Source organism: Marinomonas phycocola (genome assembly GCF_047525455.1).
Classification (GTDB): Bacteria; Pseudomonadota; Gammaproteobacteria; order Pseudomonadales; family Marinomonadaceae; genus Marinomonas.
The window spans coordinates 104,247-130,544 of sequence record NZ_JBLIXL010000001.1; the positions used below are offsets into that span (position 1 = coordinate 104,247).

At 39.5% G+C, this 26,298-nt stretch carries 23 protein-coding genes and 2 tRNA genes; 15 read left to right on the forward strand and 10 right to left on the reverse strand.

Annotated features, from left to right (window positions below; all coding sequences use genetic code 11):
• Window positions 1-49: 49 nt before the first annotated feature.
• The 3 genes from ACMUMJ_RS00500 to sthA are packed head-to-tail and all read left to right on the forward strand — an operon-like array spanning window position 50 to window position 2,767.
• Window positions 50-1,075 carry an FAD:protein FMN transferase gene (locus ACMUMJ_RS00500; protein ID WP_414676837.1) on the forward strand — a complete coding sequence of 342 codons (1,026 nt, stop codon included), beginning with the start codon at window positions 50-52 and terminating at the stop codon, window positions 1,073-1,075.
• 30 nt (window positions 1,076-1,105) lie between these two features.
• Window positions 1,106-1,339, forward strand: a complete 234-nt coding sequence (gene nqrM / locus ACMUMJ_RS00505) for a (Na+)-NQR maturation NqrM (protein ID WP_414676838.1) — start codon at window positions 1,106-1,108, stop codon at window positions 1,337-1,339.
• 33 nt (window positions 1,340-1,372) lie between these two features.
• Window positions 1,373-2,767, forward strand: a complete 1,395-nt coding sequence (gene sthA, locus ACMUMJ_RS00510) for a Si-specific NAD(P)(+) transhydrogenase (RefSeq protein WP_414676839.1) — start codon at window positions 1,373-1,375, stop codon at window positions 2,765-2,767.
• Window positions 2,768-2,828: 61 nt separating this feature from the next.
• On the opposite strand, the gene ACMUMJ_RS00515 is transcribed toward sthA, so the two are convergent.
• Together ACMUMJ_RS00515 and ACMUMJ_RS00520 are read right to left on the reverse strand one after the other, a co-directional pair.
• Window positions 2,829-3,383, reverse strand: a complete 555-nt coding sequence (locus ACMUMJ_RS00515) for a hypoxanthine-guanine phosphoribosyltransferase (protein ID WP_414676840.1) — start codon at window positions 3,381-3,383, stop codon at window positions 2,829-2,831.
• Between the two features lie 24 nt (window positions 3,384-3,407).
• Window positions 3,408-4,241 carry a YihY family inner membrane protein gene (locus ACMUMJ_RS00520; RefSeq protein WP_414676841.1) on the reverse strand — a complete coding sequence of 278 codons (834 nt, stop codon included), beginning with the start codon at window positions 4,239-4,241 and terminating at the stop codon, window positions 3,408-3,410.
• A 355-nt stretch (window positions 4,242-4,596) separates the two neighbouring features.
• Here ACMUMJ_RS00520 and ACMUMJ_RS00525 point away from each other — a divergent pair.
• From ACMUMJ_RS00525 to ACMUMJ_RS00560, 8 genes are all read left to right on the forward strand, one after another.
• Window positions 4,597-4,673: transfer RNA gene (locus ACMUMJ_RS00525), tRNA-Arg, on the forward strand.
• Between the two features lie 121 nt (window positions 4,674-4,794).
• Entirely contained in the window at window positions 4,795-6,129 is a 1,335-nt protein-coding gene (tig, locus tag ACMUMJ_RS00530; RefSeq protein WP_414676842.1) for a trigger factor, read from the forward strand.
• 73 nt (window positions 6,130-6,202) lie between these two features.
• Complete coding sequence (gene clpP / locus ACMUMJ_RS00535) at window positions 6,203-6,835, forward strand: ATP-dependent Clp endopeptidase proteolytic subunit ClpP (protein ID WP_414676843.1); 633 nt, start codon at window positions 6,203-6,205, stop codon at window positions 6,833-6,835.
• A gap of 16 nt (window positions 6,836-6,851) precedes the next feature.
• The gene (gene clpX / locus ACMUMJ_RS00540) at window positions 6,852-8,132 is read left to right on the forward strand and encodes an ATP-dependent protease ATP-binding subunit ClpX (protein ID WP_414676844.1); all 1,281 of its coding nucleotides are present in this window, start codon (window positions 6,852-6,854) and stop codon (window positions 8,130-8,132) included.
• 225 nt (window positions 8,133-8,357) lie between these two features.
• Complete coding sequence (gene lon / locus ACMUMJ_RS00545) at window positions 8,358-10,745, forward strand: endopeptidase La (protein WP_414676845.1); 2,388 nt, start codon at window positions 8,358-8,360, stop codon at window positions 10,743-10,745.
• Window positions 10,746-10,866: 121 nt separating this feature from the next.
• Window positions 10,867-11,139, forward strand: coding sequence for a non-specific DNA-binding protein Hbs (gene hbs / locus ACMUMJ_RS00550; protein ID WP_414676846.1), 273 nt, complete (start codon window positions 10,867-10,869; stop codon window positions 11,137-11,139).
• A 58-nt stretch (window positions 11,140-11,197) separates the two neighbouring features.
• Window positions 11,198-11,274 (forward strand) — tRNA-Asp (locus ACMUMJ_RS00555).
• Between the two features lie 80 nt (window positions 11,275-11,354).
• The gene (locus tag ACMUMJ_RS00560; RefSeq protein WP_414676847.1) at window positions 11,355-13,184 is read left to right on the forward strand and encodes a SurA N-terminal domain-containing protein; all 1,830 of its coding nucleotides are present in this window, start codon (window positions 11,355-11,357) and stop codon (window positions 13,182-13,184) included.
• A gap of 85 nt (window positions 13,185-13,269) precedes the next feature.
• Here ACMUMJ_RS00560 and ACMUMJ_RS00565 read toward each other — a convergent pair whose 3' ends face one another.
• Genes ACMUMJ_RS00565 through ACMUMJ_RS00595 form a run of 7 tightly spaced genes read right to left on the reverse strand, consistent with a single transcriptional unit; the run spans window position 13,270 to window position 21,179 of the window.
• Window positions 13,270-14,178, reverse strand: coding sequence for a Dyp-type peroxidase (locus ACMUMJ_RS00565; RefSeq protein ID WP_414676848.1), 909 nt, complete (start codon window positions 14,176-14,178; stop codon window positions 13,270-13,272).
• Window positions 14,179-14,228: 50 nt separating this feature from the next.
• The gene (locus ACMUMJ_RS00570) at window positions 14,229-16,052 is read right to left on the reverse strand and encodes a BatD family protein (protein WP_414676849.1); all 1,824 of its coding nucleotides are present in this window, start codon (window positions 16,050-16,052) and stop codon (window positions 14,229-14,231) included.
• Window positions 16,046-17,815: a VWA domain-containing protein gene (locus ACMUMJ_RS00575; protein ID WP_414676850.1), complete on the reverse strand. Its 1,770-nt coding sequence runs from the start codon at window positions 17,813-17,815 to the stop codon at window positions 16,046-16,048. Before ACMUMJ_RS00575 ends, ACMUMJ_RS00570 begins: the two co-directional genes overlap by 7 nt.
• Window positions 17,815-18,810 (reverse strand): vWA domain-containing protein, encoded by a 996-nt coding sequence (locus ACMUMJ_RS00580; RefSeq protein WP_414676851.1) that lies wholly within the window; start codon window positions 18,808-18,810, stop codon window positions 17,815-17,817. The genes ACMUMJ_RS00575 and ACMUMJ_RS00580 overlap by 1 nt, the downstream gene beginning before the upstream one ends.
• On the reverse strand, window positions 18,803-19,279 hold the full coding sequence (locus ACMUMJ_RS00585; RefSeq protein WP_414676852.1) for a DUF4381 domain-containing protein: 477 nt from the start codon (window positions 19,277-19,279) through the stop codon (window positions 18,803-18,805). The genes ACMUMJ_RS00580 and ACMUMJ_RS00585 overlap by 8 nt, the downstream gene beginning before the upstream one ends.
• Complete coding sequence (locus ACMUMJ_RS00590; protein ID WP_414676853.1) at window positions 19,279-20,196, reverse strand: DUF58 domain-containing protein; 918 nt, start codon at window positions 20,194-20,196, stop codon at window positions 19,279-19,281. Before ACMUMJ_RS00590 ends, ACMUMJ_RS00585 begins: the two co-directional genes overlap by 1 nt.
• A 14-nt stretch (window positions 20,197-20,210) precedes the next feature.
• Window positions 20,211-21,179 (reverse strand): AAA family ATPase, encoded by a 969-nt coding sequence (locus tag ACMUMJ_RS00595; protein ID WP_414676854.1) that lies wholly within the window; start codon window positions 21,177-21,179, stop codon window positions 20,211-20,213.
• Window positions 21,180-21,305: 126 nt separating this feature from the next.
• Here ACMUMJ_RS00595 and ACMUMJ_RS00600 point away from each other — a divergent pair, with 126 nt between their 5' ends.
• Entirely contained in the window at window positions 21,306-21,527 is a 222-nt protein-coding gene (locus ACMUMJ_RS00600) for a DUF2835 family protein (RefSeq protein WP_414676855.1), read from the forward strand.
• A 75-nt stretch (window positions 21,528-21,602) separates the two neighbouring features.
• Complete coding sequence (locus ACMUMJ_RS00605) at window positions 21,603-22,637, forward strand: quinone-dependent dihydroorotate dehydrogenase (RefSeq protein WP_414676856.1); 1,035 nt, start codon at window positions 21,603-21,605, stop codon at window positions 22,635-22,637.
• Window positions 22,638-22,731: 94 nt separating this feature from the next.
• Here the strand turns inward: ACMUMJ_RS00605 and rmf are convergent, their stop codons facing one another.
• Window positions 22,732-22,941, reverse strand: a complete 210-nt coding sequence (gene rmf / locus ACMUMJ_RS00610; protein WP_414676857.1) for a ribosome modulation factor — start codon at window positions 22,939-22,941, stop codon at window positions 22,732-22,734.
• Between the two features lie 128 nt (window positions 22,942-23,069).
• Between rmf and rlmKL the strand changes: the two genes are divergently transcribed.
• The gene (rlmKL, locus tag ACMUMJ_RS00615) at window positions 23,070-25,280 is read left to right on the forward strand and encodes a bifunctional 23S rRNA (guanine(2069)-N(7))-methyltransferase RlmK/23S rRNA (guanine(2445)-N(2))-methyltransferase RlmL (RefSeq protein ID WP_414676858.1); all 2,211 of its coding nucleotides are present in this window, start codon (window positions 23,070-23,072) and stop codon (window positions 25,278-25,280) included.
• A gap of 143 nt (window positions 25,281-25,423) precedes the next feature.
• A complete protein-coding gene (gene purU, locus ACMUMJ_RS00620) occupies window positions 25,424-26,281 on the forward strand; it encodes a formyltetrahydrofolate deformylase (protein WP_414676859.1) in 858 nt (285 codons plus the stop codon).
• Window positions 26,282-26,298: the final 17 nt, after the last annotated feature.

Consider the following 26,298-nt stretch of genomic DNA (forward strand, 5'->3'; position numbering starts at 1 on the left):
TAAATAAAACCCCACTTTTGTGGGGTTTTATTTTTATGTAAGAAAAGATATGCGGAAAAAAATACTTTTTATATTAGCTCCTTTTATTGTCGTTTTAATTCTAGTTAAAGGGCTTTCTTTTTCACCTGAGTTGGTAAGTTTTTCTGGTCCAACTATGGGGACTACCTATACGGTAAAATTCTATACAGTAGACAGTGATAGTAATGCACAATCACTAAAAGGTGATGTGGATAATGTATTGCTTTATATAAACCAGCTTATGTCTGCTTATGACCCTTCGTCAGAATTGTCTTTGTTTAATAAAATGCCAAGTGGCTCAACTAAAGAAATTTCGAGGGATTTTGCACATGTTGTTGATAAAGCGTTATTAATTAGCTCAATGACGGATGGTTCCTATGATGTAACGATCGGCCCTTTGGCTAATCTTTGGGGCTTTGGCCCTAAGAAAGGCAGAGATGAACCACCATCGGATGCTGAAATAGATGCAGTAAAGGGTAAGGTGGGTTATCAATATTTAAGTTTAAATGGTAATAAGCTATCTAAAGAAAATGATATTTATGTTGACCTGTCCTCAATTGCAAAAGGATTTGGGGTGGATGCTATTGCAAATAAACTTGAAGAGAATGGAATTCAAAGCTATTTAATAGAAGTGGGTGGCGAAATTCGCTCTAAAGGCAAAAAAGAGAATGGAGAAGCTTGGAAGATTGCAATTGAAAGCCCTGCTGGTGGCCATAATGTTGTTCAAGCTGTAATAGAAGTGACAGACGTTGCCATTGCTACTTCGGGTGATTACCGCAATTATTTTGAAAAAAGAGGGGTGCGTTATTCGCATATCATTGATCCTGCAACGGGTCGACCTATAACCCATAAGTTGGTTTCTGTTAGTATTATTGATAAAACGGCCGTTATGGCGGATGGTTTAGCGACGGCGATTACTGTTTTAGGGCCTGATAAAGGTATGGCGTTTGCTGAAAAAAATGGTATTGCAGCTTACTTGCTGGTAAAGCAAGATTTTGGGTATGAAGAGCGCGTGTCGACCGCTTTTGAGCCTTATCTGAAAAATCGCATCCAATAGATTTTGTAATTTAAAAGATAGGAGTTTGTTATGTTAACAATGGTTTTAGCATTTGGTCTGATGTTGTTGTTAGTAGCGGCTATGGCCGTTGGTGTGTTGATGGGGAGAAAGCCTATATCAGGGTCATGTGGTGGTATGAGTGCTTTGGGAATGGAAGTTGCTTGCGATATTTGCGGTGGTGACAAAGGGAAGTGTGACGAAGAAAATAAAGTGACCGCAGAGATCGTAAAAGCGGATGATCAGTTTTATGACGCATCTAAATAATTAATAATTATAACTCACATTCGAGGGGGGATTATGACGACGAGACATTATGATGTCGTAGTATTAGGTACAGGACCTGCTGGAGAAGGCGCTGCCATGAATGCAGCCAAAGCGGGTAAAAAAGTAGCAGTGATTGAGGCTAATGAACGCGTTGGAGGAAGTTGCACTCATTTGGGAACAATTCCATCTAAAGCGTTGAGGCATGCGGTAAAAGAGATTATTGCTTTCAATACAAACCCTATGTTCCGAGACATCGGTGAGCCTCGTTGGTTTTCTTTCCCGAAAGTGTTAACTCATGCGAATAAAGTCATTGATAAGCAAGTGATGGGGCGGACTGAATATTATGCTCGCAACCGTATAGATATCTACTTTGGTAAGGGTAAGTTTAAAGATGCCAATACTGTTGAAGTCAATACATATGAAAAAGGCCCTGAATTATTAGTGGCGGATAAATTTGTTATCGCTACTGGCTCTAGGCCTTATCGCCCGGTTGATATTGATTTTACCCATCCTCGTGTTTATTGCTCAGATACCATTTTGAGTTTAGGTCATACACCTCGGTCTTTGATCATTTATGGTGCGGGTGTTATCGGTAGCGAATATGCGTCTATTTTTTGTGGTCTGGGTGTTCGAGTTGAATTAATTAATCCAGGTAAAAAGCTTTTAAGCTTCTTGGATGATGAAATCACGGATGCATTGAGTTACCACTTGCGTGATAGTGGTGTATTGATTAGGCACAATGAATCGTATGAGAAAGTCGAGACTACGGAACGTGGTGTTGTGGTTCATATGAATTCAGGTAAAAAACTTAGAGCAGATGCGTTCTTATTCTGCAATGGCCGTTCAGGAAATACAGACAGTTTAAATCTGGATGCAATTGGTTTGGAAGCAAACAGTCGTGGTCAATTGGCGGTGCAAGAGACTTATCAAACTTCAGTTGAGAATGTCTATGCTGCTGGGGATGTTATTGGTTGGCCAAGTTTGGCCAGTGCCGCTTATGATCAAGGTAGGGCTGTTGCAGCAAATATGTATGGATTGGATGGTGGTCATTTTATTCATGAAGTACCGACGGGTATCTATACTATCCCTGAAATTAGCTCGGTAGGGAAAACAGAGGCTGAATTAACCGCTGAAAAAGTGCCGTATGAGGTCGGTAGAGCGTTCTTTAAACATACAGCGCGGGCGCAAATTACAGGTGAGCCCGTTGGTATGTTGAAGTTGTTATTTCATCGAGAGACGTTGGAATTGCTAGGGATTCATTGTTTTGGTGACCAAGCCTCTGAAATTGTCCATATCGGTCAAGCAATTATGAAGCAGCCTGGAGAGTTGAATACAGTTAAGTATTTTCTCAACACAACCTTCAATTATCCAACAATGGCGGAGGCCTATCGAGTTGCTGCGCTAAACGGGTATAATAGAGTGTTCTAGTCATACTTTTAGAATCAAAAAAGCGTCGAATAGGCGCTTTTTTTGATTCTAAAAGAGCTAATTAGCTCCCTTTCACGGCATAAATACCTGGAAGATTGCGGAAGAACCCTTGGTAATCCATTCCATAACCAAATAAAAATCTGTCTTCAACGTCTATCCCAATATAGTCAGGGAGCATGCTTTCAATTTTACGATCATGAACTTTATTGATTATGGTTGCTGTGTATACATTTTTGGCACCTTGGTCATTAAACCAATCTTTGATGGCAAGTAGAGTGTGGCCCTGGTCAAAAATGTCATCAATGACAAGTATTTCTCTGTCTTTTAAGCTTGATTGTGGGTAGCTAAGCCATTTTAGTGCGTCGCCTTCTGTTTCCATGCCGTAGCGAGTAGCGTGTATGTAGTCAAGCTCTAGAGGGAAATGGAGGCGCTCTATAAGGGCGGCGGCTGGAATTAAGCCGCCGTTCATGACACAAATGACTAAAGGGATTTTGTTGCTAAGATCTTTTGTGATTTTTTGAGCCATGGAGTCTAACACGGCATGAATTTGTTTCGTATTGACTAAACAGTCAGCTTCTGAAAGGAGAGTATTTAACTCATTAATTTTCGTGTTCATTTTATATTTCCAGTGTGTTGAGATTTAACTGTCTTGAATTGTTTTTGGGCTATGATGAAGGCTTGCGCACAAACAGGTTGAAATAAGAATTATATGCCAACTCAGTTGTAACCACACAATTAATGTCGGTAACGCGGCAAAAGCGCCATAAACAATCTGATAGTTGGCAAATAATTGAGCGAAAGATGAAAATAGTGTATTCAGTAGAAATAGCGCAATGGTGGCGAAGATGGCTGAAACTGCTGCAAGTTTTGCTTTAACGGGAGCGTTTGGAGATAAATAATTTAAGGTGAACAGCATGATAAAATAAAATATAAAACTGCTGAATTCAACTAGATGTGTTGTAAACTCACCAATAGCAATACCTTGCCATCTAAATGTGAGCAGTGCTCCGTAAAGGCTAAGAGAAGCTGCAAGTAAAATAGGCCCGAGTGTTAAAATGGCCCAATAGGTTAGTAGTCTTTCTCGGATATTTCGTAAAGTGGAAATCTTCCACACCTCTTGAACGGCTACTTCAAAGCTATTTAGTAGTAATAAAGCGGTTAAAATCAACATCACAAGCCCTGCTAGGGGAAGGCTTCTTGCTTGCTCAGAAAATCTTATTAGATAAGGAAGAACGTCATCGCTGGTTCCAGGCGCTAGATGGGTCTCTATAAGTTGTAACAAGATTGTCTGCATTTCTTGTAATGCCGGCGTGAACCCTAAAATTCCTAGGATAATAGTAATGATAGGGACGGCTGCCAGTAAGCTCGCTAAAGTTAATTGAGCTGCTCTCAGGTTGGAGTTACTTTCTTGATAGCATTGATAAACAATGGCAAAGTGATTTTTTGCAAAATTTAGTGCAAATTTAATGCTCAAAATAGATCCTGTATTCTGATTGGAACGAATATATTAAATGATACCCGAACTTTGCCTCCTTGTAAGTTGTAACTTTGCTGAGAAGTAAAATGTTGTATTTTTGGGCGCTAAGTTAAAATATGTTTTATTTTGGTGCTAATTGCTTGATGGGGGTAGGGGGTTTTGTTAGGATTCGCTTGTTCCTTTTGTGATTTTTTTGACTGACAAATGGTGGTTGATTGTTTTTTGACCCCTTTTCGGTTCCTTTGTAATAAAAAGTCATTTTAGCCCAGAATTCTGGGCTTTTTTAAATCATTATGTTGACGAATGATTTTCCTTCCATATAATAGCGCACCACGTATCAGTAATGAGTTAAGCGCCTGTAGCTCAGTTGGATAGAGCATCCGCCTTCTAAGCGGACGGTCAGGGGTTCGAATCCCTTCAGGCGCGCCATTCTCTTATTACTTTAATTATTTAATTCAAAGTCTTGTTGATTCTTTAAAGAGTGAATGCACAACATTGCTGCATGTTTTTAAATCAACATTATTAAGGCAAATTCCTGAAAGGAAGTTTTATGCAAGTTTCTGTAGAAGCAACATCTGCAATTGAGCGCGTAATTACCATTACAGTTCCTGCTGCTCGTATTGATGATAAAGTAAGTTCTGAAGTCGCTAAAACGGCTAAAACGGTTCGTATTGATGGCTTTCGCCCAGGTAAAGTGCCTCTTAATGTTGTTAAAAAACGTTACGGTCAAGGTATTCGTCTTGAAGCAATAGAGCAGGTTATGCGTGATGCTTATGTAGAGGCGGTTCAGAAAGAAAATTTACAACCTGCAGGAATGCCATCAATTGAACCTAAAGATATGAGTGAAGGCTCAGATTTAGAGTTTGTTGCTAAAGTTGAGGTTTATCCAGTTGTTGAACTTGCTGATGCAGCGAATATTTCAGTTGAGCGAGTTATCTCTGAGGTGACACCTTCAGATGTTGACACAATGCTTGAAACATTGCGTAAGCAAAATGCTGATTGGGTTGCTGTTGAGCGTGAGGCAGCCGATGGTGATCAGGCTACTGTAGATTTTGTTGGTTACATTGATGACGAAGCATTTGACGGTGGTGAAGCGAAAGACCATAAATTGGTTCTTGGCTCCAACACAATGATTCCTGGTTTTGAATCGGGAATTATTGGAATGAAAGCAGGCGAATCACGTGATGTAATGGTTACTTTCCCTGATGATTACCAAGCAGAAGCACTTAAAGGCAAAGAAGCGAAATTTGTAATTACGACTTCTGAGATCGCTGAGCAATCTATTCCTGAATTAGACGATGCGTTTGTTGAAAAATTCGGTCTTGCTGAATCCACTGTTGATGCCCTGCGCGCTGAAGTAACCAAAAACATGGAGCGTGAGTTAAATCAGGCAGTTAAGGCCAAGTTGAAAAATGCTTTGTTTGATGGTTTATTAGCAAACAATCCTATTGATGTTCCTTCTGCTCTTGTTTCACAAGAAGTTGACGGATTGCGTGAGCAAGCAGCTCAACAATTCGGTGGTCAAGGCTTTGACTCTTCTCAGTTACCTGCTGAGTTGTTTCAAGATGAGGCAACTAAACGTGCTCAGCTTGGTCTTTTGATATCTGAAGTGATTAAGCAAAACGAAATTACAGTTGAAAATGATCGTGTTCAATCGTTCTTAGAAGAAATGGCGCAGGCTTATCAAGAGCCTCAACAGGTTGTTGACTTCTATTTAAAAGACAAAGAACGCCTAGCTCAAATTCAATCTGCTGTACTTGAAGAGCAAGTTGTTGATAAACTGCTTGAGTCAGCTAAAGTTACTGAAATAACTTTAGGATATGAAGATGCTATCAAGCCAAAAGCCGAAGCTGCTACTAAAGTAGAAGAAAGCGCAGAAGCATAAGTTTACTCTTATATTTCTATTTAAGGCCGACATAGTAGATACTGTGTCGGCTTTTTTGTCTTAAGGAATTAACATGAATTTAACAAATCCAACTACTGGGCCAGTTGCAATTACTAGCGCTGGGCTTGTTCCAATGGTTATTGAGCAAACGGCTCGTGGTGAAAGATCTTTTGATATTTATTCTCGCCTACTAAAAGAGAGAGTAATTTTTCTAGTTGGCCAAGTGGAAGATCACATGGCGAATTTAGTGGTTGCTCAATTGTTATTTTTAGAATCAGAAAATCCAGACAAAGATATCCACCTATACATTAACTCACCGGGTGGTTCTGTAACGGCTGGAATGTCAATTTACGATACGATGCAGTTTATTAAACCTGATGTTAGTACTATGTGTATTGGTCAGGCGGCAAGTATGGGGGCTTTATTATTGACGGCTGGAGCAGCAGGTAAGCGTTACTGCTTGCCTAATTCACGAGTAATGATTCACCAACCATTGGGAGGCTATCAAGGGCAGGCCTCTGATATTGAAATACATACTCGTGAAATTATTAAAATTAAAAATAAATTAAATGAAATTATTTCGTTTCATACGGGTAAGCCAATTGATGAAGTAGCGAACGATACAGACCGTGATAACTTTATGGATCCTGAAGCGGCTAAAGAATACGGCTTAATTGACGATATATTGTTAAAACGAGAAATATAAGACAGGTGAAAAATTAATGTCGGATGATAAATTTAGTAAAGGAGAGCATTCGGATCGACTCCTATATTGCTCTTTTTGTGGCAAGAGCCAAGATGAAGTTAAGAAATTAATCGCTGGTCCGTCGGTTTATATCTGTAATGAGTGTGTTGATCTATGCAGTAACATCATTACACAAGAGTTATCTGAGATTACCAGTGGCGAAGAGAGTGATACTGATGAATTGCCTACACCATCTAAGCTTAAATCTGCGCTAGATGAGTATGTTATTGGTCAAGAAAGAGCGAAAAAAGTATTGGCGGTAGCGGTTTATAACCACTATAAGCGTCTTCGCCATCAGACTACACAAGACGCCATTGAATTAGGAAAAAGTAATATTTTGCTAATAGGTCCAACAGGCAGTGGTAAAACGTTACTTGCGCAAACCCTTGCAAGAGTGCTTGATGTGCCTTTTACTATTGCTGATGCCACCACGTTAACTGAAGCGGGCTATGTCGGTGAAGATGTTGAAAACATTATTCAGAAGTTGTTGCAGAAATGTGATTATGATGTTGAAAAGGCTCAGCGTGGCATAGTGTATATTGATGAGATTGATAAGATTTCACGTAAGTCTGATAATCCATCCATTACCCGAGATGTTTCTGGTGAAGGTGTACAGCAGGCGTTATTGAAACTGATTGAGGGTACGGTTGCTTCTGTTCCTCCACAGGGGGGGCGTAAACATCCGCAACAAGAGTTTTTACAAGTAGACACATCTAACATCTTGTTTATTTGTGGTGGTGCTTTTGCGGGATTGGATCGTGTTATTAGCGATCGAACAGAAAAAGGCAGTATTGGTTTCTCTGCTGTTGTTAAAAGTAAAGAAGAAGATAAGACTTTTTCTCAGTCGGTGCATCAAGTCGAAACAGAGGATTTGGTTAAGTTTGGTTTAATTCCTGAATTTGTTGGCCGACTTCCTGTCGTTGCGACTTTGTCTGAATTAGATGAAGATGCCTTAATTACTATTTTAAGCGAACCGAAAAATGCATTAACTAAACAATATCAGCATTTATTTGAGCTAGAAGGTGTTGAGTTGGAGTTTACCATTGAGTCGCTTAAAGAGGCCGCTAAATTGGCTTTGGAGCGTAAAACTGGTGCTCGTGGTTTGAGAAGTATTCTGGAATCAGCTTTGTTAGATTGCATGTATGACTTACCATCGAGAACAGATATTACGAAAGTTGTGATGGACGCTCAGTCTATTCGTGGTGATGGTGCGCCACTGATGGTTCTTGAAAAAGAAGATGATGTAGCGAATCAGTAATAATTTTTGTTCTTAATTAAGGTCAATCTGATACTCTGTTATCAGGTTGGCCTTTTTTATTGTCGGTAAATCTATATTTTTAATTTTGTCTATACTAGGATCAATGCAACATTTTGATAATACTCTATAAGTTGCGCTTGTTTTTCCATCTATAGCCCTTATGTCTTCTTATATGGAATTACTTTTATTGTTAGCGTTTGTTTTACGCTCTTATTGGAAAAATTTATGTCTGAACAAATAACCCTTCCTATGTTGCCACTGAGAGATGTGGTGATTTATCCTAATATGGTTTTGCCTCTTTTTGTTGGACGTGCAAAATCCATAGCCGCTCTCGAAGCGGCTATGGATAATGATAAATATGTCTTTTTAGTGGCGCAACAAGATGCGTCTAAAGATAACCCTCAAGTAGAAGATTTATACCCTATTGGAACAACAGCGAAGGTGATGCAGCTTCTCCGTCTACCTGATGGCACCGTAAAAGTGTTGGTTGAGGGTGGTGTGCGTGCTCGTGTAAATGAATTAGTCGATCTTGATAACTATGTTCAGGCTAAAGTAACAGAAGTTGATTTAAGCGATACGGATGATGGCTCCTATTTAGCGATTCGTTCTGCTCTCTTAAAGCAATTAGATGAATACGTTGCTGGAAGTAAAAAGATTCCATCTGAAGTTGTAACGTCAGTTAAAGTTATCGAGGATCTAGGTGTATTGATCGATACTATTGCCGGTCACATGACGTTGAAACTTGAAGATAAACAAAGCATATTAGAGATGAGATCTCTTATAGAGCGCGGTGAGTTCTTGATTGCTTTAATGGAGGGGGAGTTAGACATTGCTCATCTTGAAAAAAGCATTCGCAGCCGTGTTAAAAAGCAAATGGAAAAAAGCCAGCGTGAGTATTATTTGAATGAGCAAATGAAAGCTATTCAAAAAGAACTGGGTGATATGGATGAAAGTGGTAATGAATTAGATGTTCTTCAAGACAAAATAACTGAAAGTGGAATGTCTACTGAAGCTATCGAAAAAGCGGAAGGTGAGTTAAAAAAATTACGAATGATGTCGCCCATGTCTGCAGAAGCAACCGTTGTCCGTGGTTATATTGATTGGTTGTTGTCTCTTCCTTGGAAACAGCGCAGTAAAGTGCGTAATGATTTGACGTATGCAGAGAAAGTTTTAAATCAAGATCACTACGGTCTAAGTGATGTGAAAGAAAGAATTTTGGAATTTTTGGCTGTTCAACAAAGGGTCAAGAAAGTGAAAGGACCTGTACTTTGTCTTGTAGGACCTCCGGGAGTAGGTAAAACCTCTCTAGGGCAATCGATAGCCAAAGCGGTCAATCGTAAGTACATTCGTATGGCTTTGGGTGGCGTCCGTGATGAATCCGAAATTCGCGGCCATCGTAGAACGTACATCGGATCAATGCCAGGTAAATTATTGCAAAAAATGTCTAAAGTTAAAGTGAAAAACCCTCTTTTTCTATTAGATGAAATTGACAAAATGGGAATGGATCAGCGTGGGGACCCTGCATCAGCGTTGCTAGAAGTGCTTGATCCCGAGCAAAACCATACATTTAATGACCACTACTTGGAAGTCGATTACGATTTATCTGATGTTATGTTTATTTGTACTTCGAATAGTATGAATATCCCTGGGCCTCTGTTGGATCGTATGGAAGTGATTCGAATTCCTGGCTACACCGAAGATGAAAAGCTGAACATTGCCCGTCGTTATTTATTACCAAAGCAAATTAAACTTTCGGGTATGAAAGAAAGCGAAATTGATGTAACTGATGATGCATTAATGGGTTTGATTCGTTACTACACTCGTGAAGCAGGTGTTCGCGGTTTAGAGAGAGAGTTGAGCAAAGTCTGTCGTAGAGTGGTAAAACAACAGTCTTTAGCTAAAAATAAAGAAGCGGTATCTGTAACAGAAAGTAACTTGGAGTACTTCTCTGGTGTAAAACGTTTTTCTTATGGAAAAGCGGAAGAGAAGAACCAAATTGGTCAAGTTACTGGATTGGCTTGGACTTCTGTTGGTGGTGAGTTATTGACAATTGAATCTGCTGCATTAACAGGTAAAGGTCGTCATGTTAAGACCGGCTCTCTTGGCGATGTAATGCAAGAATCGATTAAAGCGGCATTAACAGTAGTGAGAAGTCGAGCAATCGGATTAGGTATTGATGAAGACTTCCATGAAAAAATTGATCTGCATATGCACGTTCCTGAAGGTGCAACGCCTAAAGATGGCCCCAGTGCAGGTATTGCTATGTGTACCGCTATGGTATCGGTACTTGCTAAAGTTCCTGTGAAGGCCTCTGTTGCGATGACAGGGGAAATTACTTTGCGTGGTGAGGTACTGGCAATTGGTGGGCTTAAAGAAAAGCTTCTAGCGGCACATAGAGGAGGTATCAAAACAGTCATTATTCCTCATGAGAACGAACGTGATCTGAAAGAAATTCCAGATAATATTAAAGCAGACTTGTCTATTCACCCTGTAAAATGGATCGATGAAGTGCTGGATATTGCTTTAGAGTACATTCCTTCACCAAAAAAGATAAAAACTACGTCATCTAAAGAAAAAATTGTTGATGAACAAGAAGCTGTGAGTCATCATTAGGTGAAACCTCTGAGTTGACAGAGGGTAGGATTGGCTTGTATAACTGCTGGTCATTAGTTCTTCTATTGAAAAGAAGTCTATAAAACTTTAAGGAACCACGAAAATACTGAAGGGGTAAAACGTGAATAAATCTGAATTGATTGATGCAATTGCAGCGTCTGCTGATCTGTCCAAAGCGGCAGCAGGTAATGCTCTAGACGCAACGTTACAAGCGGTTACTGAAGCTTTAGCAAAAGGTGATCAAGTAACTCTAGTGGGGTTTGGAACATTTGCAGTTAAAGAACGTGCTGCACGTACTGGTCGTAACCCTCAGACCGGTGAAGAGATTCAAATTAAAGCAGCTAAGGTTCCTGGTTTTAAAGCGGGTAAAGGTCTTAAAGACGCTGTTAATTAATATTTAAATGACTTATGTTTGAATGGTCATTTGAATAATTAATTGTTTGAAGAGTAATGGAGCAGTAGTTCAGTTGGTTAGAATACCTGTCTGTCACGCAGGGGGTCGCGTGTTCGAGTCCCGTCTGTTCCCCCATTAGACAAAGAGGTGTGTTCCAGATGGAGTACACCTCTTTTTGTATATATATTCTTAAAGGAAAGCATCATGGAGGCAACATGCTCCAAAATATAAGAGATAAGTCGCACGGTATTGTCGTCAAAATTATTGTGGGTTTCATTGTAGTAACTTTTGCATTGTTTGGTGTGGATGCTTTAGTAACCGGTTTTACCTCTTCTGATACGGTTGCTGAGGTAAATGGTACTGAAATTACACGTACTGATTTATTGCAATCAGCAGAAGCGCAAAGACGCCAATTAATTTCCATGATGGGAAACCAAATTAATCCTGCTTTGCTTGAAGATACCTTGTTACAAAGACGAGCATTAGATGAACTAATTCAACGTGCTGTTTTATCTAGTAATGCTGAATCCCTGAATTTAGGTGTTTCTGATGCTCAAGTGGATCAGTATTTACTGCAGGCTCAAGAATTTCAGACAAATGGTCAATTTGATCAAAATAAATATTTAAATTTTGTTCGTTCATTAGGTTATACCCCAATTACGTTTAAGAACCGTATTAGACAAGATGTTTTGTTACAACAAGCGCGTTCCGCTGTAACAGCATCCGCTTTTGTTGTTCCTCATCAAGTTGAAGGTATTATTAAACTACAAAATCAAACTCGTACTTTTGATTATGTAGAGTTTGATCTTGCTACCGAAATTGGACAAATGTCTGTTTCTCAAGAGGAAATAGAAACTTATTTCTATGAGAACCCAGAAGAGTTTAAACAAGAAGAACAGGTTTCTTTGAGTTATGCCTTGATTAAGTCATCTGATTTGCAGGATAGGATTGAAGTCACTGATGAGGAACTTAGAACAGAATACGATGCTGTAATCTCGTCTGGTCCATCTGAGGAGCGTTTGGCATCACATATATTGCTTGAACTGAGCGATGAACGTTCTGATGAGCAGGCTAAGGCATTGATCCTTGAGATAGAAGCTAAATTAGCGGCTGGCGATTCGTTTTCTGAACTGGCAGAAATCTATTCAGATGATTTAGGATCTAAACGTTCTGGCGGTGATTTGGGTTACGTTGAAAAAGGCATAATGGGTGATGACTTTGATTCTGTTTTATTTAGTATGTCCCTCGATGAAGTTCAATCGGTCGAAACGGAGTTTGGTCTGCATTTAATTAAGCTAAATGACGTGGTGAAAGTAGATGTAGCCAGCTTTGATGAGCTAAAAAATCAGTTGGAAGAGCAGATTGTAGCTCGTAAAGTTGAAAGTGCGTTATTGGATGAGCACGAGAATATCTCTGACTTAGCTTATGCAAGTGATGTATTAGATTCGTTAGCGCAAGAATACAATGTTGATATTGCTACTACAGATTTATTTGGTCGAAGTGGCGGTTCGGATACGTTAACGTCAAATCCACAAATTATTTCAGCCGCTTTTAGCCCTCAAGTTCTAGAAGATGGTCAAAACAGTAATTTGATTGAATTAAGTGATAATGAAGTGATTGTAGTTCGAATTAATGAGCACAATGAGGAGTCATTGAAGTCTCTAGAAGACGCGTTTGAGCAAGTTAAATCAGTATTGACTCAACAAAAAGCGGTGGCGTCTTTACAAGCTAAAGCGGATTCAGCTTTATTGAATCTTGATTCTCAACTCTGGAGCAATGAAGAGGCTGCAACTCGTGGTACGGGTGAAATTGTAGAGCTAGCGTTTACATTAGCTCATCCAGAGTCCGCTCCTACTACTGCAATCAAGCGTTTATCGAATGGTAACTTAGCTGTAATTAGGTTGTCTGAGATTGGAACTAAGCCAGCAGAAAATGAAGATGAGCAGTCTGTTTTATATGAGCGTTATATCAATCAAACAAGTGCTGCGTTATCTATTGAGGCTCAACAAGCTTTGTTGACCAATGCTGCAACGATCGAGCGTTAATATACTTGTTTTTAGGTCAAAAAAACCACCTCATAGGTGGTTTTTTTTGACCTGGACGTTATAAAACGCACGTCTAACCCTATTGTTACAGCTGGTGGAACCATTCTATATTAGGTACAAAAAAAGCTTGGCCAGTCACGGCTTGAGTGTAACGCATTAAATGGTCTGTATTTCCTTCTTGATCACCTATAATCATGCTTTTTAACATGAGGTTGAAATTATTTGGTGTTTTGCAATAGCTGGCAAACATTAGACCTGATTCCTGAAGAGAGGCAAATGGCATACTTTGGCGGAGAATTTCTAATGACACACCTTGCTCATCTTTGATGGATGCGCGCTTTGTATGGGCATGAAGAGACTTTTTGTTAGAGGCATACTCAATGTTATCTTCTTTTGTTCTGCCAATGATATCTTCTTGATTTTGTTGTGTAATGGTTTTCCATTTGTCAAGGTTATGAATAAATTTTTGTAGATGAAGATACGAGCCTCCAATAAAGTCGGTGTCTTCTTCTCCAATGAGCGCAACGTCTGCTCTATTTTCTCCCGTTGGGTTTTCAGTGCCATCAACAAAACCTGTTAAATCTCGATTGTCTAAATATTTAAAACACGCCACTTCGTCAATGAGAGACGTGTCTGATTTTAGAGATGAATAGATCTCTTGAGTAAGTAGATAAGTTATGTCTTTTCTATTGGAGCGAATATGTAGGGCTAAATCTACTGGCGTGGATGGTGCTTGTTGTTCATCAATTTCAATAAAGCCAGTGAGTAGCTTAGGGCGTTGACTAGAGAGTTGGGACCAATATTCACTGCCTATGGCGATTGTTGCATGTAAATCAGCATCATTAAACTTCTCTTGCATGATTGAAATGATTTCAGGCAGTTGCTTGAGTGACTGACGGACTTGCTTATGACGACCAGGGTTGACATTTAAAGTGACAAAAATGGCATCACGTGATGCCTTAGCGGTAATGCCTGTTTGGTGAGTGAATAACATTTGGCACCTCCTATAGTCGATTGAGTTTACTGCTTTGAATTGAAGGCCAATTAAAAATTGGGGTACAAGGTTTTTAATTGATCTGAAGGGCTGCTTTTTTGCACGCCATTAATGTTCTTTTCAAGTGCCTCTGCTAAGGCTTGGCCATCCCACTGAGTGCTGGCTTTATCTGAATACATAATGAGTTCAGACTCCATAATAAGTTGAGATATTTCGGCAGAATTGCTAAGGCGTTTTATGTCTTCAAGGCCAAAAATGTTTTCATTACCCCATCGTATTCTTGCCCATTCAAGAAGATAGCCTCTAAGGGCGTTGAGTTGATTGTTATGGCAACACTGTAATAATTGTGAGTAGGCCGCTTTTTCATCTTGTAGAGTTAATGGCGCAAACTCCTTAATTGTCGGAATGTTATCTTCTTCCTTAGACGTCGTATTTAGTTTCCTCTTTTTGTAAAACCATACGCCCAATACTAGGATGACAATAGAGATTATGGCAGACACTATTACTTTGATATTCGAATTATCTGCTGCGCCAGTGACTTCCAATTCAACATCAATCGTTTGAGATTTCTCTTGTTCTTCCTTTTGATTTTTTGCTAATGAAATGGGTTTACTGTTTTCTGTTTTTGATTGAGCTGCTGCTGAGTGGTTTTGTACTAGATTTGAGGGCTGATTGGAAGAGCGATACTCTTGATTCTGATTCGTGTTGCTTAAAGGTAAAATGGTGAGAGAAATGCTATCGCTTGATGCGACTTCTAGGTTTCTTTCTTCTGCATTCCAAAATGGAATTTCAACAGATGGCAGGGTGATTGATCCGTCTTTAGTCGGAACAACCTCAATGACTAGAGATTGGTTACCTTTTATGCCTGATGCACTTTTCTGACTATTAAATTTTGCTGGTTGAGGATACAGCTTGTATTCCGATGTACTGGAGAAGGCAATAGGTGGAATTTGCTCAGGCAATACGCCTGTAGAATCGATTGAAATTTCCCAAATGAGGGTGTCACCAACATGAGCGTTTTCCATAGGAGCTAAGTTGCTGGTGATGGAAACGCTTTCTGCTGGCAGCCAATAATCATTGGAATAACTCGCAGGAATAGGGAGAACTTCTAATGATATAGGCAAACTTTGTACTTTTATCACTCTTCTTCCCGTTGATGTGTTAATCATTGCTGATATGGTTTGAGGTACTAGATCCAGCTGACCGCTTACTTGAGGGAACGCAAGATATTCTCTTGTTAATACTTGATATGTGGTGCCATTAATTGTCTCATTACGTACTTGGTCATCTATTAACCTTTCTATGATGAGGTTTGCATGACTAGGCGTGGATATATTGGCATTTTGCAGAGCAACGGATGTGTACAGCTCCATGGTTAAAATGACTTGCTGTTGTAAATAAGGTTGAGGTTCTGAAGACCTCATTTTTAAAATAACGGGAGCGTTACCGTTATGATCAAGTAGTTGAGGGGCGCTTTTAACGTCTAAAATAAGGGCGTCTGATGAGTGCTCTCCAACTTTAATGGGGGGGATTTCGATTTTACCTACGGATTTTGGCATTAAATTGATAACCCAAAAATTAAGAGCTTGGCTTGTCCCTAGATTAAACCTAAATTGACTGTTTTGACTTTGTCCTAATATGTCAAAGTCCCTTTTTAAGGGTGTTAGGTCTGGGCCTGATCCTGTATCAGGAAAATCGGTTCTAATACTGAGTTGCACAACTTCGTTTTCAACAACGCTGTTTTTGTTTAGCGATGCCATCACGGATGCAGAAAAGGCGTTTATACTCGTTAGGCAAACAAGGCATGCAATGCAGAATGTTAATGTGCCGTTACTAAATAAAATACGGCGTAAGCTTTTGTATATTACTACCATATGGGTAGCCCGTCCTCTTGTTTAAATCGATTTTCGGCTCGCTTTTCTTGATGTAAATACCAAAGTTTGCGTTTTAATAAACCACCGGGATCATCTTGAATTTGCCTAAGCCATTGTTCTAAAGCCAGTTTTTCTTCATTACTCAGTGTGTTTTCATCTGCTTTTGTAGCTTCTTCATTTTGGCTAGCAGGCTCATCTTGCTTTTGACCGCTGTCTTGTTCATTTTGTTCTTGTTCGTCATTTTCTTGTTGCTGATTTTCTGTATTTTGTTCGTCATTTTCTTGTTGCTGATTTTCTGTATTTTGATCGTCATTTTCTTGTTGCTGATTTTCTGTGTTTTGGTCGTCATTTTCTTGAGAGTCAGACTGATCGTTTTGGTCGCTTTTATTCTCGTCATTCTTTGATTGTTCTTGTTCTTTTTGTTGCTGCTTTAAATACTCTAAATTTTCTTTTGTTTCTTGGGACTCTGGCTTTAGTTCAAGAGCTTTCTCATAGGCGGTTATTGCATCAGTTATTTGCCCAGATAAGGCAAGACTATTGCCTAAATTGTAAAAATCGTTGGCTGTTTGTGGGTTGGATTTTAGCATGTCTGCGGCCTCTGCGTATTTTTCTAAAGCGTAATTTGACGCAGCTTGCCACTGTTTGTTTTTAAAAAGCTCAGATGCTTCCTCCCAATTGTGATCATCCACTCTTTTTTGAGCAATTTGATCTTCAGTCATAAACCATTCTAACGGAGAAGCGGTACTCTCAGGTGAGTAACTACTTATGCTTATGAGCAGAACAAGATATGCCCCTGGTCTGAATTGAATTAATAACCAAATTAGAAAAGGAATTAAGAGCCAGTGGCCTTTTTCTACCCATATATTGCTAAGCGTATTCGATTGTTGAAGAAGAGATTGATTATTGATATTTACAGTGGTTAATTTCTCTATATCATTGTCTGATAATTGGCTGTCAAAATATTTACCGTTAAGCGACGTCGCAAGGCTACTTAGTCGATTGGTTGGCAAGGATGGTTTAATTAAACGGTTATTTTTTCGTAATCGAGTTCCGTCGGGTAAGACAATTTCTCCTCCTTGTTGTGTTCCAACTCCAATGATACTGACTTCTGTTGATTTTATACCATTGATTTGAGGAATAGTAGCAAGCTCTGTTTCACTGACATCGTCTGTGAATATAATTAAATGGGCTGGAGAGACATTATTTTTTAATAGAGAGAGTGCTGCTTGTGCTCCTGAATAAAGATTACTGCCATACAGCGGCATAATCAACGGGTCTAATGCGAGCAAAAAATGAGTAATAGTCGATTTGTCGGAACTAAAGGGGCTAATCGTGTAAGCATCACCTGCAAACGCGACCATGGCTATTTCTCCTTCATCGATATGCTCAATAATGTCTCGCAACTTTTGCTTTAGGCGAGTAAGCCTGTTTGGTTTTATGTCTGTGGCATATAAAGAGATGGATTGATCAATAAGTAAAATTGTTTTTGAATCTGTATCATAAGTTGGCTGTACGCTTTTCTCCCAACTTATTCCAGATAAACCGATAATCGCTAGAAGTGTGCAGGCTAACCCTAACCATTTTGTTAGATTGTTTCTTTTATTGGACTTGGTTAAAAAAGGTAAAAGCTTTGGGTCAATAAAATGCTCAAAAGTGGTTTGTGTCGATGTCCTTTTACTCGCAAATATAACGCAAATGAATACAATAATCATAAACAGGAGCCAAGTCGGACGAGTAAAATAAAGGCCAGGAAGCAGCTCCATTACGAGATCTCCCTTCTGAATACTTTAGTTTGTAATACGAGGCCGAAACCGACTAATATTAGGCTGGCTAATCCTAGCCAGTGTAATAATGTTGTCTTAGGTCGCTGCCATAATGCTTCACTAGGAGTGGGTTCTAGGCCATCGATTAATTCATAGATACGGTTGAGTTCTTTTGTGCTTTTCGCTCGGAAGTAATGACCTCCAGTAGTGCTTGCGATATTTTTAAGTAGGTTTTCATCTAGATCTGATGAGGGATTAATTACATTAGGTCCAAAAAAACCTTGAACGACCATTTCATCGGCACCAATGCCAATGGTATGTATTTTTACATGTTGTGTTGCTGCGAACTCAGCGGCTTGTAACGGTTGTACTCGACCTGCTGTATTTGCTCCGTCGGTCATTAGGATCATTACTTTTTTGTCATTTTCTTTTTCTTCTAATTGCTTTATGCCTAATCCAATGGCATCTCCTATGGCTGTTTGTTCGCCTGCAAAGCCAATTTGATTTTCATCAATTAATTGGTTCAAGGTCTCAATGTCGTAACTTAGAGGCGCTTGCAAATAGGCTTTTGTGCCAAAGACGATGATGCCAATACGATCGCTTTTTCTCTTCTCGATAAAGCGTTTCAGAACGTGTTTGGCGGCACTTAATCGGTCTGCGGTTTGATCATTTATATACATATCGGTAACTTGCATGCTTCCTGATAAATCCAATGCAATGAATAGATCTCTTCCTGACGGTGTTATTTTGGTTGGTTCTCCAATCCATATGGGTCTAGCAATAGCCGTTATCAATAGCACCCAAGCTAAGAAAAAAAGCAATGTAGTAGGCTTTTTTATAAAACGGGTTTCTGAATTGGCATTTGATTGCTTCGCTATCATGCTAGCATTCGGCCACCAGACGGCCGCTTTGTTTGGTTTGGTGGGTTTTATAAAGCGCATTAGCAAAGGCAGAGGCAGTGCAATAAAAAACCAAGGCCATATAAATTCAAGCATGGTGTTTTTTTATCCATCGTTTTGTTGTCATAAGCAAATTCACACGATCGGTTTGTTCGAGATGCAATTCGGACTGATATTGACCGTCTATGAACCATGATCCTAGAGATTCAAAAGAGTGATTCTTAGGCATATCCTTATCTAATAGTGAAGTGAGTTCTTGCGTACTAATCGCTGCATCAAATGTCCTATTTTTACTGACTAAGCAGCGCTTAATCACGGTGTGACAATGTGTAAGAAGTGCTTTATCGCTTAATGCATCTGTATCTTTTAGCAACTGCATAGCTTCTTTTCGATACGCATTTTTTTTCTGATCGCGATACAGCGTTATACATAGAATGGATATTATAATGATCACAAATAGCAGTACGAGCCAAGTCCACCAAGCGGGCGGCCACATTGGAATGGCTTCTGGTAATATAAAGGCTTTATTTGGTAAATCAATATTCGTGTTTAGCGCTTTATCCATTAGTTAATGACTCCTAATGTTAATAAATTTCGCGCAATGGTAATAGGAGATTCACTTAAATTGTAAGAATGCAGGGTCATTCCAAACGAGTTCAACTGCTTTTTTAGCAATGCATTTCTTTGCTCTGATTGTTCTTTCAAACGGTGCTGAGATTTCTTAGAAACAGAGAGCCATTTCACTCCGTCCTTATCTTCCATAAGATATTGTCCTTTAGGCAGTTTTTGCGCATTCTCATCGATGATATTGATCCAGTGTATGTGGTTATGCTTGGCCAGTTTAGACAATCGATTTATGCTTGTTGAGGGCAGGTCCAATCGATCACTTAGGATGATGATGTTTTGTTGTTTTATGGACTTTGAATGGTGGAGTAATTCCCAAGCTTCTGTAGAAATGGGAGTGTCTCTATTGTCTAGATTGGTTGCATCTGCAAGCTGGGACATTAGCAGTGAAAAGCTTTTTTTATTATGGGTTGCGGATCTTTGGTAGGTTTGAGCCCCATAGCTTAAGCAGTACCCTAAGTTATCTTTTTTTATTTGAGTGCGCCACGCAATGATACATGCAACTTGTACCATACGGGTCGAAATGAAAGTGTGTTGAGTGCCGAAATACCCTAAACCACTGATGTCTAAAATTAAAAGTCGTTTGTTTTCGCTTTCTTGGGCATAAATTCGCGTATGTGCCTCTCCTGTTCTTGCTGTTACCCTCCAGTCGATATGGCGAAGTTCATCGTGCATTTGATATTGCCTTAATTCCAGCATTTCTATACCGTGGCCCTTTACTTGTCTTTGGTGTTGCCCATTAGGTAAAGTATGATGCGTTTTTTTTGGGGCTTTTCCTAAATGTTTTGCATAGGGTGCGAGCGCAATTAAATCATCGCTAGCTAGAATAGGGGAATCGGGTGATATAAGAAAATCCATATATATAACCTGCTTTATATTACTGGTACGCGCTCTAACAAAGTATTCAAAATGATGTCCGTTGTGAACCCCTGCGCTTCTGCTTCAAAAGACGGTAATATACGGTGACGGAGCACGCTGTGGGCAACAGCTTTTACATCATCAGGTGTAACATAGTCTTTACCTTTAAGAAGAGCGTGTGCTCTAGCGCATCTATCCAGTGCTAATGTTCCACGGGGGCTTGAGCCAAATTCAATTAAACTGGCACTTTCTTTTTGTTTGTTTGTTTGTAAATAATGTTCAGAATGGCGGGTCGCCATAATGAGTTGTACTATGTATTCTTCAACCGTCTCGGCCATATAAAGGTTCAATGCGGCTGTACGCATTTTAAGAATGTTCTCTATTGAGCAGACAGATGCTAAAGCGTTTTTTTCTATCGATTGGATTGATCTGACTCTGCGCAGTATTTCTAATTCTTCTTTTGCGCTGGGGTAATCGACTTTTATTTTCATCATAAAGCGATCTAATTGTGCTTCAGGAAGAGGGTATGTGCCTTCTTGTTCAATCGGGTTCTGTGTTGCAATAACAAAAAATAACTCTGGTAATGAGTAACTTTTGTTTCCTACGGTGACTTGCCTTTCCCCCATGGCTTCAAGCAATGCAGATTGCACTTTTGCTGGGGCGCGATTAATTTCATCGGCTAGAATGATGTTATTCATGATAGGGCCTGAAACGAATTCAAACTCCCCGGTTGCTTGTTGATAAATATCAGAGCCGGTTACATCACCGGGTAATAAGTCAGGTGTAAATTGAATTCGATGAAATTGGCTGTCTATGCTGTTTGCTAGTGCTTTTGCTGCCGTAGTTTTTGCAATGCCTGGAGGACCTTCAAGTAGAACATGTCCATCTGCAATTAATGAAATGAGTAAGTTCTTAACTAGGTCTGCTTGTCCAACAATGGTTTTGTTGAGTTCGTCCTGTAAGGTTCGAATTAGGGCATCCATTAGTGCTATATTCCTCATACTTCTGTTATTAAAACGGGAGACGCAATATAATGCGTAATCTTAATGGATTAAAAATAGAGAAAACAATATGGTAAACGTAAGAGAATCGTAATAAAGGGCTTTTTGATGGCAAAAATAGTATTAGACGTTAGTGTCTCTGCATTTAAGTTCAAGGAAATGTACCGCGGAACGGTTAAAAATTTAATGGCAAAAAGCCGAGATGGACGAAATGTTCAACTTCCACTACAAGTTTTTAAGTCTTTTGTCACACACCAAGGTTTGTATGGTACTTACGAAGTAGAATTTGATGACAAGAACAAGCTGGTAGGTGTGAAAAAAATCGGCTAGTTGATACACAGTTTATTCGAATGCCATTAACCATTGTTTTAATTCCATTATTATTATCTTTAGAGGACTCTCCAAATGTACAACCTAGCTCGTTCTTTACTTTTTAAATTAGACGCTGAAGTTTCTCATGAATTGTCTTTAGAGTTACTCGCAGCTGGGCAGCGTATTGGTATTAATAAGCTTTTTACTGAAGATGTTCCTTCTGTTCCTGTCGATGTGATGGGACTTACGTTTCCTAATGCTGTTGGATTGGCTGCAGGTCTTGATAAAAATGCAGATGCATTTGAGGCAATGGGAGCATTAGGCTTTGGTTTTGTCGAAGTAGGAACAGTGACTCCAAAAGGTCAATCAGGTAACCCAAAGCCAAGATTGTTTCGACTGCCTGAACACCAAGCCATTATCAATCGTATGGGGTTTAACAATAAGGGTGTGGATCACATGGTTGATCAAATCAAGCAGCACCAATATCCAGGGGTTTTAGGTGTTAACATTGGTAAAAACTTAACCACATCTGTTGAAGATGCCGTTAATGATTATTTAGCCTGTTTGAATGCCGTGATTCCTTATGCTGATTATATCACTGCGAATATCAGCTCACCCAATACTCCTGGCTTAAGAACGTTGCAGTTTGGAGAAAGTTTGGCGAGTCTTATTTCACCTTTGGTGGACGCCAGAAATCGATACTTTGATGAACATGGGAAAAAAGTGCCTTTAGCTGTAAAAATTGCACCAGATATGTCTGCTGATGAAATTCATTTGGTTGCGGATACACTCTATGAGCAGGGAGTCGATGGCATTATTGCGACGAATACAACCTTGTCTCGTGATTCTGTTAAAGGCCATAAACATGCAGATGAGGCGGGTGGTCTAAGTGGTGCTCCTGTACGAGATGCATCAACTGAAGTGGTTCGAGTGCTACACGATCATTTAAAAGATACCTTACCTGTTATTGGGGTTGGTGGCATTCTAAATGGCAAAGACGCCGTCGAGAAATTGCAAGCAGGTGCAAAGTTGGTGCAGGTCTATTCAGGGTTTATATATCGTGGACCAGACTTAGTGCGCGAGGCGGTTGAAAACACGTCTGCTTATATGAGAGAAAATTCAAAATAATAGAGCAGTGAATTAATTTTTATCACAAAACCAAGTAAGTTGTATTATGGCCTACTTGGTTTTACGTGAAGATTTATAGAAACAAAAAACAACATTAATTTAGAAGGGTCGCTGCTTTATGTGTGCCTTCGACAGAGGTGAAACCGCTCCACATGTCTTCACGGCCTTCCCGCCATCCTGCAAGCCAGTCTGGTCGGGCATGTCCTGAAAATTGATCGGATAATCCTTTAGAGCGTCCTGCCATACCTGCACGGTAACCTCTAATGTAAGCTCTGTGTTGAAGATCGCGTTTTTGTTTCTTCATAAGAAAAGTCCTCTTTCTATGTGTATTATCGTTTAGTGAGCATTTAACAAATAGTTTAGGTTTTAGTATTTGTCTAAAAATACTTTCGTCTAAAAAAACATTAATTAGTACAAAAAAGTAATTAAAACATGAATACAGTTACCGACATGCTTGAAACAGCTCAATCTTATCAATTGGAAATAACCTGCCCTTTGGGTATGGAAAATGTTCTAGAGCAAGAGTTGCATGCTCTTGGGTTAGTGGACACGCGATTGGGTGAAGCCCAAGTGAAATTAAAGGCCAACCTTGAAGGTGCTTACAAAACCTGTCTTTGGTCACGTGTTGGTAATCGTGTTATGTTGCCATTAAAACAGTTTAATATTACGTCAGCCGATGATTTGTATGACGGTGTTAAGTCAATGGATTGGGGCCAACATTTAAGTGAGACATCAACAATAGCCATTGATTTTCATGGGACGAATGAAACTGTCCGTAATACTCAGTTTGGTGCCGTAAGAACAAAAGATGCCATTGTGGATTACTTTGTTGAACGCACTGGTGATCGTCCAAGTGTAGAAAAAAGCCAGCCTGATATAAGAATTGCCGTACGTTTAAAAAGAGACGTCATTACTGTTAGTTTGGATTTGTCAGGTGACAGTCTACATCGTCGTGGATACCGTCAAAGTGGTTCATTTGCTCCGTTAAAAGAAAACTTAGCGGCGGGTTTGCTTATGCGTGCAGGCTGGGGCGTGGATGAAAGCTTCACTCAATTAGTTGACCCTATGTGTGGTTCAGGCACATTCTTAGTTGAAGCCGCTATGATGTCGTTAAATATGGCTCCCGGATTACGTCGCACTTATTGGGGGTTTAAAGGTTGGCAGCAACACGACCATAGAATGTGGCAGCGTTTAAACGACGAAGCAAAAAACAGTAAGAAGTCATTTGATGACGTGACGATTGATTTTAAAGGTACGGATACTGAGCAACGCGCCATTGCCGCATCAAGAGAAAATATTAAGCGAGCTGGGCTAACTGGTTTTATTGATGTGTCTATGTCATCTTTTCAAGATCATGACTTTGAATTAAAAAATGAGCCAGGCTTAGTGATTTCGAATCCACCATACGGTGAACGTATTGGTGAAGAAATGGCATTAATGTCTTTGTATCGACAGTTAGGTGAGTGGGTCGTTAACCATTGTGATGGCTGGCGCTTTTTTATGTTGACTAGTATGGAGAATTTGGCTAAACAAATTCCTATTCGTCCAGATAAATACACACGTGTTATAAACGGTGGCATTGAATGTCGAGCTTATCGCTTCCCTGTTGAAGATAAGTTCATCAAGCATGATGTGGTTTCTGCTTCTGTCCTTAGCTCTGGTTCACAAATGTTTGCGAATCGTTTGACGAAAAATGCTAAAAAAATGGGGAAATGGGCCAAAAAAGCGAAAGTCTCTTGTTATCGAGTTTACGATGCAGATATGCCTGAGTATGCAGTCGCGATTGATATTTACGGTGATTGGGCGCATGTTCAAGAATATCAAGCCCCTAAGAGTATTGACCCGGCAAAAGCACAACAGCGCCTATATGATGTGATTGCGGCAGTCCCTTCTGCGTTGAATATTCCTGAGTCACAGGTTGTGCTGAAATACCGTCAACGCCAATCTGGTAAGGGTCAGTATGAAAAATTAGATACATCACAGCACGAAATGATTGTCTCAGAGTACGATTGTGATTTTATCGTAAACCTAAAAGACTATTTAGATACAGGGTTGTTTTTAGATCACCGTCCTGTACGTAAATTGATTCAAGAAAAAGCCAACGGTAAGCGTTTTCTTAATTTATTCTGTTATACCTCAACTGCATCTGTGCATGCAGGGCAAGGTGGAGCTCGTTCAACATTAAGTGTGGATATGTCAAATACGTACACTGAGTGGTCACGCAGAAACATTGAATTAAATGAATTCTCTGAAAGAGATCATCAAGTGGTGCGTGCAGACTGCATTGAATGGTTGAAATCAAGCGAAGAGATGTTTGACCTTATTTTTATGGACCCTCCTACCTTCTCAAACTCTAAGAAAATGGCCGATGTACTGGATATTCAAAGAGATCATGTTGATCTAATTAACTTGGCAATGGATCGCTTGGAAGACGATGGAGAATTAATTTTCTCTAATAATTTTCGCCGTTTCATGATGTCAGAAGAAATTTTAAGTCGATATGCCGTTGAAAATATTACTAAGCAATCCATAGATCAGGATTTTGAACGTAATGTAAAAATCCATCAATGTTGGGTTATTAAGCACAGCAAAGGTAAGCAATCTCAACTTTCTAACCTCGATCTATTCTCTTCTGATATGTAGATTGTTTAAAAAAAAACAGTGATTTGATGGTGTTTTTTATTGATAAAAATGGGAATTGGGTTGCTGGATTACTTATCTATGCATGTTATAAATTTAAAGCACTAAAAATACTAAGTTGATTATAAAGGTTTAGAAGTAGTGATATGAAAAAGACCCTTCGTCTTGTTATGAGTTGTCCAGACAAAGTTGGAATTGTTGCCGCCGTGAGTCAATTTTTAAATGACCAAAACGTCTCAATCTTAGAAGCCAGTCATCATACGGATTTGGATCAACAACGTTTTTTTATGCGGCATGAAATTGATGCAGCGACATTAACTATTAATGTTGATGAGTTTAGAACACAATTTTCTACCATCGCCGATGAATACCAAATGGATTGGTGTATAACGGATAGTACGGAGAAGCAAAAAGTCATTTTGTTGGCAACCAAAGAATCTCATTGCTTAAACGATATTATGCATCGTTGGCATACTGGAGAATTGGATTGTGACATTGTTGGTGTGATTGCCAATCATGAAAATCTAAGGTCAATGGTGGAGTGGTATAAAATTCCATATCACTGTGTTGCTGTGCCAAAAGAAAATAAAATGTCTGCCTTTAAAGAAATAGAAAAACACATTGATGAATCTGGTGCAGATACCATTGTTTTGGCTCGATATATGCAAATTTTTCCTGAATATCTATGTGAAAAATATAAGTATCAAGTAATTAATATTCATCACAGTTTCTTACCTTCTTTTGTGGGTGCGAAACCGTATCACCAAGCAGCCGTTCGTGGAGTTAAATTGATTGGCGCTACTTGTCATTACGTCACGGCGGAACTGGATGCGGGTCCTATAATAGAGCAAGATGTGATCCGTGTACGTCATAGCCATTCTGCAGAAGATATGGTGCGTTTGGGTAAAGACATTGAGAAGTTGGTTCTTTCAAGAGGGTTGCGTTTACACCTAGAAGGGCGGGTGCTCGTTCATGGTAATAAAACGGTTATTTTTGAGGCGTAAATGTTACTGAACACTAT